The organism is Bradyrhizobium sp. WSM4874, assembly GCF_055811835.1.
In genome coordinates, this window is record NZ_JBVVPR010000120.1 from 1 (window position 1) to 3,227 (window position 3,227).

The following is a 3,227-nucleotide window of genomic DNA, read 5'->3' on the forward strand; positions in this document are numbered from 1 at the left end:
CGATCGCATGACGATCAAGCCCGTTGCCCACGTCTCGAGGGCCGCGTAACATTCATCCCGGCAACGTCGGCCCGACGCAGTTCAACAGCGATCGGGACATCTCCGAGCATCGAGCCGACGACAATAGACGCAAAGCTGACAACCGTGCGCGACTGCCAACATTCTCAGGCCAGCTCAATCAGTTGAGATTACTCGACGACAGCACACGTTCGGATTGAACTTTTGGAAAGGCAAATGCGAGGGCCGTGTGCTGCAGTTGAGGGGTCGGCCCGATTAGCTCGCACAACTGGGTTGTCCTAGACTGGTTGTGCAGCAAGTTGATGCCGCGTTTCTCGATTCATCCGTGCCAGCTTGATGGCACAATTTCGACGTTGAGCCTCTGGCCGCACCGGCGAGGCGTACCTTTGGTATGGCCATTGAAGCATTCACTGCACAACTTCTCTGCTGGCACACCTATTGCTAGTTAGGGGCTAGATCCCTGCCAGGGAGAACGCGTTTGCGGCCGCCGGCGGACACCAGCTAAGCGCCGCACTCGTCATCAGGCGTTCGGGAATCCTGCGCAGCGTCGTCAGCTCACCAGGAGGACAATCGTGGGTTTCTAACGCAGCCGTTCAACAGGTGGCTATAAGCGCGTTTCTCTATCGAAGCAACGTCAACGCGGACAATGATCATGTTTTCTGAGAACTCGATCCGTTCTTAAGAAAGCTTGTATAGCTACGTCCAACAGCAACTACAGCTAATTCTCAGCAGGGGAAGCGCTCATATGGCGCGACGGACAGTTCTGATCAGCTCTCGCAACCTTCTCTCTCTCGCCGCGTGCCGCCGGTGGTGCAAACAACTGGTCCGGCTCGACATCGTTGTGGCCATAGTTGTCGCCTCATCGACGGCTGGCGGGTGCACTGACCATTCTATGCTTGTCGACGGAGGCACCAACGCTGTTGCGGGGAACCAGGCGAGCGCTAGCACGCAAGCACAAATGGGCGAGGCGCGACCGGCCGGTAAGCCCATCAATCTACGGGTTTCCGCGTGTGGCGAGAAAACTGCCAAATTTGGCTCCAATGATCCGAACGACCCGGTCGACGGCACCGTCAACAAGACGATCACCGAGTGGTTGGCGGCCGGCAATAAGGCCGATTGGAAGCGCAGCTTCGGTCTGGACGGGCCCGCAGTTGGCGACGCAGAGTTCGAAATCGGCCTCTCCAGTTACGGGAAGGATCTTTTCCTGACGGGAGCGGAGATCAAGGCTCGCGGCATCGATCCCCATAGAAAGCAGATACTGCCGCACCGCGGCTTGTTCGATAATTCCAAGGGCATTCTCGAGAACACCATTTCAGCCGCAGACAACGCGCTCAAGCACGGCTTCCATGCCGTTGAGCTCGATATTCGCGCCGATAAGAATGGCCACGCCTGGATTATGCATGACACTACACTAGGGCGTGTTACCGGAGATCCGGGCAATTGCCTGATTTCGGACGTCACGACTTCGGAAATCAGGCAGATGAAGCTCTTGACATGGAATCCCATTACCAATGAGCGCGCGCCCGCACTAGACCGCAACGGTAATCCGCAAAACATGGAAGATCTGCAGAGTATCCTCGATTACGTTCGCGAGAAGAACATAAACGGCGAGGAATTCAACGTCATCATCGATCCGAAGGACGAGCTATCGACGATCGCGGCAATCAAATTGCTCTCGGCACCGCAGAATGCTGAGGTGCGCAACCATCTCGGCATAAAGATCTATTCCAGCCATGTTCCGACTACCGATCGCATCGTTGCGGGCGTGGAAAAGAAGACGACCAAAGTATTTGATGCGTTGGTGCAGGCCAATGTCACGGTCCAGCCGAACGGCAGGCTCAATCTGATCCCGGTGCTCCTCAGGGTGGAAGACGTCCACTCTTCTTACATCGACGATGATGCGGTGACCCAGGCCAGCGATTGGCTGACCTCTCTTGGTAGGCTGGGCGCCCTCGCCATGGTGCAAATCAGCCGCTTCAAGGGGACCAACAACTTCGACGAGATGAACCAGGTGGCCGCAGCCTTCCAGGCAGAAGGCGAGAAGTTCGCCAGTACACCACTCACAACGTCCTATATCTCCGAGGCGTTCTCCGTTAACGGTTACAAGTATTACTATAGCGCTGAGGGCGTGCCGATTACCCTACCCGGCCGTCCGGATATGGATTTTCGTGCCACTTTTGGCGCGCTGCTGCCCTATGCCGACGTGCTGGTGTCTGATAATCCTTATCTGGAAACACTCTATGCGACCGGCTTTATCACGGATGGCAATCATGCGGATTATACGTTCCCGATGGATCCCGGGTTCAATCCAGCATCCATCATCGACGCGCCTAAGGTAATCATTGGCAAGCCAAGCTGGATGAAGGATCCACATCGTCAGTAAGGTGGCCTGCCACTGAGTATTTCCCCCAGAAGGAGTTAGAGGCCGGGCCGAAGAAGGACGGACAGACGAGCACGGTTCGCGGAAGAGATGGGGTATTCGGTCTCGATCGCCTGACCGGTTTGCCGCGCGGCAAGTTTTGGCTGACGATCATGGACCAACTCCAACGGAAAAGAGAAAAGTCATGATCTACGTCGGCCTCGATGTTTCGCTGAATTCCATTGCGGAATGTGCGGTGACGAGACTGGAAAGCTTATCAGGAGGATACCACGTTGGCGGAGGCGCGTCGATTGTGCATTACCTCGAACGATGGGCTGGTCAAGTTGAAATCGCATAGCCCTGCCACCGGCCAGATCGCCCGGTGCTTCGCGATGAAGACGAACTTCATGTCGCTTCCTTCGCGAACTCGCTCCAGGAGGTCGTGGCGGGCGCCGGCATCGAGCGGGGGCCCAGCCTCAGTCGTGGTATGTGGACGGCCTCTAATGGCAAGCACAAATTGGCACTTTGAACGATTTGGACGGCTGCGATCGTATGTCCGGCCTTTAGGGCGGGTCGTATCTCCGCTGGCCCTGGGTCAAATCAAGGACGCGAGCTTTAAAGCTCCCACGACTGGCGGGTTTGCGTGGTTTTCGGTGGCGACCGTTGTCTTTCATCATACCTTTCTTGCACTTACCAAGCTTTAATCTCTTGATTCGGATGCCGCTGCCCAAATGATCCGAGTGAGCTTGTTGGCAAGGGCCACCGTTACAAGCGGGGATGTCCCGGGTTCTGTTGAATTTCTGAAGAGGTCGGCGTTGCCCACCTTGAGCCGGTAGGCTCGGGGTGCTGA

General features: G+C 56.4%; 2 protein-coding genes. One reads left to right on the plus strand and one right to left on the minus strand.

What is annotated here, in order from left to right; all coding sequences use genetic code 11:
• Positions 1 to 910: 910 nt before the first annotated feature.
• Positions 911 to 2,401: a glycerophosphodiester phosphodiesterase family protein gene (locus tag AC0L3P_RS39460; RefSeq protein WP_473309392.1), complete on the plus strand. Its 1,491-nt coding sequence runs from the start codon at positions 911 to 913 to the stop codon at positions 2,399 to 2,401.
• Between the two features lie 253 nt (positions 2,402 to 2,654).
• Here AC0L3P_RS39460 and AC0L3P_RS39465 read toward each other — a convergent pair whose 3' ends face one another.
• Positions 2,655 to 2,786: a hypothetical protein gene (locus tag AC0L3P_RS39465; RefSeq protein ID WP_473309393.1), complete on the minus strand. Its 132-nt coding sequence runs from the start codon at positions 2,784 to 2,786 to the stop codon at positions 2,655 to 2,657.
• Between the last annotated feature and the right edge of the window lie 441 nt (positions 2,787 to 3,227).